The 7,564-nt window shown below is 52.9% G+C and carries 2 protein-coding genes, 1 tRNA gene, 3 rRNA genes and 1 pseudogene; 3 read left to right on the top strand and 4 right to left on the bottom strand.

Going from position 1 to position 7,564, the window contains the following annotated elements; translation table 11 throughout:
* Nucleotides 1-70: 70 nt before the first annotated feature.
* Both mobA and mobB read left to right on the top strand, forming a co-directional pair.
* Entirely contained in the window at nt 71-736 is a 666-nt protein-coding gene (mobA, locus tag ACGFR9_RS35090; protein ID WP_393216948.1) for a molybdenum cofactor guanylyltransferase MobA, read from the top strand.
* Nucleotides 709-1,254, top strand: a complete 546-nt coding sequence (gene mobB, locus ACGFR9_RS35085; RefSeq protein WP_361866266.1) for a molybdopterin-guanine dinucleotide biosynthesis protein MobB — start codon at nt 709-711, stop codon at nt 1,252-1,254. The genes mobA and mobB overlap by 28 nt, the downstream gene beginning before the upstream one ends.
* Before the next feature lie 72 nt (nt 1,255-1,326).
* Here mobB and rrf read toward each other — a convergent pair.
* From rrf to ACGFR9_RS35065, 4 genes are all read right to left on the bottom strand, one after another.
* Nucleotides 1,327-1,442: ribosomal RNA gene (rrf, locus tag ACGFR9_RS35080) — 5S ribosomal RNA — on the bottom strand.
* Between the two features lie 99 nt (nt 1,443-1,541).
* Nucleotides 1,542-4,449, bottom strand: a 23S ribosomal RNA gene (locus ACGFR9_RS35075).
* A gap of 234 nt (nt 4,450-4,683) precedes the next feature.
* A tRNA-Glu gene (locus ACGFR9_RS35070) sits at nt 4,684-4,759 on the bottom strand.
* Nucleotides 4,760-4,965: 206 nt separating this feature from the next.
* Nucleotides 4,966-6,507, bottom strand: a 16S ribosomal RNA gene (locus ACGFR9_RS35065).
* The 16S, 23S and 5S rRNA genes sit together here with 1 tRNA gene alongside, the layout of an rRNA operon.
* 583 nt (nt 6,508-7,090) lie before the next feature.
* On the opposite strand from ACGFR9_RS35065, the pseudogene ACGFR9_RS35060 reads away from it, so the two are divergent.
* Nucleotides 7,091-7,564: pseudogene (locus tag ACGFR9_RS35060) on the top strand (hypothetical protein); the annotation flags it as partial.

Genomic DNA, 7,564 nt, shown 5'->3' with positions numbered 1-7,564 from the left:
CTCAATATCGTCCAATAGCATGAATAAACTCACAAAGTAACAGGCTTACCCACGCAGTGAAAGAACCGGCTTGTCAATAAAGGTAAATCCTGATGTCGCGCTGGCTTTAGCGCTACAATCAGCGCATCGACAAGGCGGGATAAACGAGATGCATAAAGAAATCAGCGGCGTCATTTTGGCCGGCGGACGGGCCACGCGCATGGGCGGTGAAGACAAAGGCCTAGTGTCGATTGGCGGGATCGCACTCTATCAACACGTATTGGCTCGGTTACGCCCGCAGGTGGCCTCCGTCGCCATCAGCGCCAATCGCAATCAGGCACGTTACCAGGCGAGCGGTTTGCCGGTGATTGGCGATCTGACGCCCGACTTCGCCGGACCGTTGGCCGGGATGCTCGCCGGGCTCACACAGGCTCACAGCGAATGGGTGGTCTTTGTCCCCTGTGATGTCCCCGACTTTCCCGCCGACTTAGTCGCACAACTCTGGCGGCAAAAAGGCGCGGCGCAGGCGGCCTTTGCCAGCGATGGTGAACGAGATCACCCTACGCTGGCGTTATTGCATAGCCAAATAGCACCGCAGCTGGCTGACTATCTGGCCCGAGGTGAACGCAAGCTGATGCTGTTCCTGCATCAAATTGGGGCACAACGCGTGGCGTTCTGCGGACAACAAGCGGCATTTCATAACCTGAATACGCCGGAAGACTGCCGGAATTGGCAGCAAGCACGAGAGCTAAAGTAATGAATCGTTCATTGCCCCCTTTGCTGGCCATCGGTGCCTATAGCGGAACGGGAAAAACCACCTTGCTCAAACAGCTGATCCCGCTGCTGAAACAGCGCCAGGTGCGGGTTGGGCTGATAAAGCATACGCACCACGATATGGATGTGGATACACCGGGTAAAGACAGCTATGAGCTGCGCAAAGCGGGTGCCGACCAAACGTTGGTCGCCAGCGATCGCCGCTGGGCATTGATGACCGAAACGCCGGAGCAACAACCTTTGGATCTACGCTACCTGGCAGAGCGTTTTGATGCCGATAAGGTCGACTTGATTCTGGTGGAAGGGTTCAAACATGAGCCGGTCAGCAAGATCCTGCTTTATCGGGCCGAGATCGGTAGGCCGCTAGAAGACATGCTGGATCAGTTTGTCGTGGCGGTAGCCAGCGACCGACCGCTATCCATCACGGCTAAGCCGTTGGATCTCAATCAGCCGGAAAGCATCGCCGATTTTATTGTCGAGTGGTTGAAAGGCGCAGCGTAGCTGCGCTTTTTTACGTTTTACGCATAGCAAAAAGCCCTGAACGTCAGTTCAGGGCTTTCGGCTTTATTTGATGCCTGGCAGTGTCCTACTCTCGCATGGGGAGACCCCACACTACCATCGGCGCTACGGCGTTTCACTTCTGAGTTCGGCATGGGGTCAGGTGGGACCACCGCGCTATTGCCGCCAGGCAAATTCTGTTTCATTCCAACCGCCTCACTCCCGTGAAGCCATCAGAACCAATCTCGGAACGTCGCTGAAAATCTCTCTAAAAACACCTTCGGTGTTGTAAGGTTAAGCCTCACGGATCATTAGTACTGGTTAGCTCAATGCATCGCTGCACTTACACACCCAGCCTATCAACGTCTTAGTCCTAAACGTTCCTTCAGGGACCTTAAAGGCCCAGGGAAGACTCATCTTGAGGCAAGTTTCGCGCTTAGATGCTTTCAGCGCTTATCTTTTCCGCACTTAGCTACCGGGCAATGCCATTGGCATGACAACCCGAACACCAGTGGTGCGTTCACTCCGGTCCTCTCGTACTAGGAGCAACCCCTCTCAATCTTCCAACGCCCACGGCAGATAGGGACCGAACTGTCTCACGACGTTCTAAACCCAGCTCGCGTACCACTTTAAATGGCGAACAGCCATACCCTTGGGACCTACTTCAGCCCCAGGATGTGATGAGCCGACATCGAGGTGCCAAACACCGCCGTCGATATGAACTCTTGGGCGGTATCAGCCTGTTATCCCCGGAGTACCTTTTATCCGTTGAGCGATGGCCCTTCCATTCAGAACCACCGGATCACTAAGACCTACTTTCGTACCTGCTCGAGCCGTCACTCTCGCAGTCAAGCTAGCTTATGCCTTTGCACTAACCTCACGATGTCCGACCGTGATTAGCTAACCTTCGTGCTCCTCCGTTACTCTTTGGGAGGAGACCGCCCCAGTCAAACTACCCACCAGACACTGTCCTCACCCCAGATTATGGGGCCGAGTTAGAACATCAAACATTAAAGGGTGGTATTTCAAGGATGGCTCCACGCAGACTGGCGTCCACGCTTCAAAGCCTCCCACCTATCCTACACATCAAGGCTCAATGTTCAGTGTCAAGCTATAGTAAAGGTTCACGGGGTCTTTCCGTCTTGCCGCGGGTACACTGCATCTTCACAGCGAGTTCAATTTCACTGAGTCTCGGGTGGAGACAGCCTGGCCATCATTACGCCATTCGTGCAGGTCGGAACTTACCCGACAAGGAATTTCGCTACCTTAGGACCGTTATAGTTACGGCCGCCGTTTACTGGGGCTTCGATCAAGAGCTTCGCCTTGCGGCTGACCCCATCAATTAACCTTCCAGCACCGGGCAGGCGTCACACCGTATACGTCCACTTTCGTGTTTGCACAGTGCTGTGTTTTTATTAAACAGTTGCAGCCAGCTGGTATCTTCGACTGGCTTCAGCTCCATCCGCAAGGGACTTCACCTACATGCCAGCGTGCCTTCTCCCGAAGTTACGGCACCATTTTGCCTAGTTCCTTCACCCGAGTTCTCTCAAGCGCCTTGGTATTCTCTACCTGACCACCTGTGTCGGTTTGGGGTACGATTTAATGTTACCTGATGCTTAGAGGATTTTCCTGGAAGCAGGGCATCAACTACTTCTGCACCGTAGTGCATCGTCATCACGCCTCAGGGTTAGTATGCAACCGGATTTACCAGGTCACACCCCCTACACGCTTAAACCGGGACAACCGTCGCCCGGCTAGCCTAGCCTTCTCCGTCCCCCCTTCGCAGTAACACCAAGTACAGGAATATTAACCTGTTTCCCATCGACTACGCTTTTCAGCCTCGCCTTAGGGGTCGACTCACCCTGCCCCGATTAACGTTGGACAGGAACCCTTGGTCTTCCGGCGAGCGGGCTTTTCACCCGCTTTATCGTTACTTATGTCAGCATTCGCACTTCTGATACCTCCAGCAACCCTCACAGGCCACCTTCAACGGCTTACAGAACGCTCCCCTACCCAACAACGCCTAAGCGTCGCTGCCGCAGCTTCGGTGCATGGTTTAGCCCCGTTACATCTTCCGCGCAGGCCGACTCGACCAGTGAGCTATTACGCTTTCTTTAAATGATGGCTGCTTCTAAGCCAACATCCTGGCTGTCTATGCCTTCCCACATCGTTTCCCACTTAACCATGACTTTGGGACCTTAGCTGGCGGTCTGGGTTGTTTCCCTCTTCACGACGGACGTTAGCACCCGCCGTGTGTCTCCCGTGATAACATTCTTCGGTATTCGGAGTTTGCATCGGTTTGGTAAGCCGGGATGGCCCCCTAGCCGAAACAGTGCTCTACCCCCGAAGATGAGTTCACGAGGCGCTACCTAAATAGCTTTCGGGGAGAACCAGCTATCTCCCGGTTTGATTGGCCTTTCACCCCCAGCCACAAGTCATCCGCTAATTTTTCAACATTAGTCGGTTCGGTCCTCCAGTTAGTGTTACCCAACCTTCAACCTGCCCATGGCTAGATCACCGGGTTTCGGGTCTATACCTTGCAACTAATCGCCCAGTTAAGACTCGGTTTCCCTACGGCTCCCCTATACGGTTAACCTTGCTACAAAATATAAGTCGCTGACCCATTATACAAAAGGTACGCAGTCACACCACGAAGGTGCTCCCACTGCTTGTACGTACACGGTTTCAGGTTCTATTTCACTCCCCTCGCCGGGGTTCTTTTCGCCTTTCCCTCACGGTACTGGTTCACTATCGGTCAGTCAGGAGTATTTAGCCTTGGAGGATGGTCCCCCCATATTCAGACAGGATGTCACGTGTCCCGCCCTACTCATCGAACTCACGACCTGTGCATTTTAGTGTACGGGGCTATCACCCTTTACTGCGCGACTTTCCAGACGCTTCCACTAACACACAAGCCGATTCAGGTTCTGGGCTCCTCCCCGTTCGCTCGCCGCTACTGGGGGAATCTCGGTTGATTTCTTTTCCTCGGGGTACTTAGATGTTTCAGTTCCCCCGGTTCGCCTCATGCCACTATGTATTCATGACATGATAGTGTGTCGAAACACACTGGGTTTCCCCATTCGGGTATCGCCGGTTATAACGGTTCATATCACCTTACCGACGCTTTTCGCAGATTAGCACGCCCTTCATCGCCTCTGACTGCCTAGGCATCCACCGTGTACGCTTAGTCACTTAACCTCACAACCCGAAGATGTTTCCATCGTTCGTGCTGCAAACATTTGAGAGACTCTATGACAGGTTACTCTTCATCCCAGTACATCTACGGAGGGATAAATTTCAGCCGTCATGTTTCAATTTTCAGCTTGTTCCAGATTGTTAAAGAGCAATATCTTAAACATGACTCGCAAGTCATCTTTAAGATTTTTTCGGTTATCGCTAACCGGTGATAATGTCTTTCACTCATTATCGGAATGGCGTCCCCAAGGGGATTCGAACCCCTGTTACAGCCGTGAAAGGGCAGTGTCCTAGGCCTCTAGACGATGGGGACACGAAATTGGCTTATCGAATCACCGATTCGATAATTTCGGGTAAAGGTGAGATTTTTCGTGAAAAATCGAGCGCCATTGTCGTTTGTCACTGCACTGGACAGTCACAAATCTCCCGGCACTTACCTATACCACAAGGTTTTGTTTGCTCATTACTTTTTCATCAGACAATCTGTGTGAGCACGCCACTCGAATCAATATCTTTAGGTAAGGAGGTGATCCAACCGCAGGTTCCCCTACGGTTACCTTGTTACGACTTCACCCCAGTCATGAATCACAAAGTGGTAAGCGCCCTCCCGAAGGTTAAGCTACCTACTTCTTTTGCAACCCACTCCCATGGTGTGACGGGCGGTGTGTACAAGGCCCGGGAACGTATTCACCGTAGCATTCTGATCTACGATTACTAGCGATTCCGACTTCATGGAGTCGAGTTGCAGACTCCAATCCGGACTACGACATACTTTATGAGGTCCGCTTGCTCTCGCGAGGTCGCTTCTCTTTGTATATGCCATTGTAGCACGTGTGTAGCCCTACTCGTAAGGGCCATGATGACTTGACGTCATCCCCACCTTCCTCCAGTTTATCACTGGCAGTCTCCTTTGAGTTCCCGGCCGAACCGCTGGCAACAAAGGATAAGGGTTGCGCTCGTTGCGGGACTTAACCCAACATTTCACAACACGAGCTGACGACAGCCATGCAGCACCTGTCTCAGAGTTCCCGAAGGCACCAAAGCATCTCTGCTAAGTTCTCTGGATGTCAAGAGTAGGTAAGGTTCTTCGCGTTGCATCGAATTAAACCACATGCTCCACCGCTTGTGCGGGCCCCCGTCAATTCATTTGAGTTTTAACCTTGCGGCCGTACTCCCCAGGCGGTCGATTTAACGCGTTAGCTCCGGAAGCCACGCCTCAAGGGCACAACCTCCAAATCGACATCGTTTACAGCGTGGACTACCAGGGTATCTAATCCTGTTTGCTCCCCACGCTTTCGCACCTGAGCGTCAGTCTTCGTCCAGGGGGCCGCCTTCGCCACCGGTATTCCTCCAGATCTCTACGCATTTCACCGCTACACCTGGAATTCTACCCCCCTCTACGAGACTCTAGCTTGCCAGTTTCAAATGCAGTTCCCAGGTTGAGCCCGGGGATTTCACATCTGACTTAACAAACCGCCTGCGTGCGCTTTACGCCCAGTAATTCCGATTAACGCTTGCACCCTCCGTATTACCGCGGCTGCTGGCACGGAGTTAGCCGGTGCTTCTTCTGCGAGTAACGTCAATTGATGAACGTATTAAGTTCACCACCTTCCTCCTCGCTGAAAGTGCTTTACAACCCGAAGGCCTTCTTCACACACGCGGCATGGCTGCATCAGGCTTGCGCCCATTGTGCAATATTCCCCACTGCTGCCTCCCGTAGGAGTCTGGACCGTGTCTCAGTTCCAGTGTGGCTGGTCATCCTCTCAGACCAGCTAGGGATCGTCGCCTAGGTGAGCCATTACCCCACCTACTAGCTAATCCCATCTGGGCACATCTGATGGCAAGAGGCCCGAAGGTCCCCCTCTTTGGTCTTGCGACGTTATGCGGTATTAGCTACCGTTTCCAGTAGTTATCCCCCTCCATCAGGCAGTTTCCCAGACATTACTCACCCGTCCGCCGCTCGTCACCCAGGGAGCAAGCTCCCCTGTGCTACCGCTCGACTTGCATGTGTTAAGCCTGCCGCCAGCGTTCAATCTGAGCCATGATCAAACTCTTCAATTAAAAGCTTGATTTGCTTCCACTCGAGAAGCGATGCTCAAAGATTTACTGCATGAATTTTACTTCAGTTAGTCACTCTTCAAGACTTGATATTTTTTTGCATCCGAAGATGCTGGATATCGTCTTGTGGAGTGCCCACACAGATTGTCTGATAAATTGTTAAAGAGCAGTGAGTTAGTCGCTTTCGCTTGCTAACTCGAGGTGGCGTATATTACGCTTTCCTCTTTCAGAGTCAACCCTAATTTTCAGGATTTTTTCTCTGCGACCCCCGGAGACTCTGTGAAGTTGTTCACATGTTCCGTGTCGATGGAGGCGCATTATAGGGAGTTCCTCGCAGGCCGCAACAGGTATTTTCAGCAAAAACGATCGTTCGCTGCATTCCACAGCAAAACCCCGCCTTATACCCACTTGCGCACAGTGTTATCCACAGATGCGATTTGCACGGAAAATTTACGAGCGCCACGCAAACGTTTTCGCTACAATTCCCCGCGACGAAACGATCCCCCTTTTTATGGGGGCGCTACCTGAATATGTGCCTGACCCTCCCTTTATAAGGCAAAAAACCCTTCCTTATAGAGAGAACGAGGTGGACATTCACGTAACGCTCTTTAATTGCGACTCAAAGCCAAGGGATAAAACCATGCAACAACCTCGTCCAATCCGCCGGGCCCTGCTCAGCGTGTCTGACAAAGCCGGTATCGTTGAATTCGCCGAAGCGCTTTCCCAGCGCGGCGTTGAACTGCTCTCCACCGGCGGCACCGCCCGCCTGCTGGCAGACGCCGGTCTGCCCGTTACCGAAGTTTCCGACTACACCGGCTTCCCGGAGATGATGGACGGACGAGTTAAGACCCTGCACCCGAAAGTTCACGGCGGTATCCTCGGCCGCCGCGGCCAGGACGACGCGGTCATGAATCAGCATGACATCCAGCCTATCGACATGGTGGTCGTCAATCTGTACCCGTTCGCCCAAACCGTGGCGCGCCCAGATTGCTCGCTGGAAGACGCGGTCGAAAATATCGATATCGGCGGCCCGACCATGGTGCGCTCCGCCGCCAAGAAC

This window comes from Streptomyces sp. NPDC048584, assembly GCF_043199595.1.
Lineage (GTDB): Bacteria > Actinomycetota > Actinomycetes > Streptomycetales > Streptomycetaceae > Streptomyces > Streptomyces edwardsiae.
The sequence above is the reverse complement of the archived record's forward strand: the minus strand, read 5'-3'. Positions and strand labels throughout refer to the sequence as shown.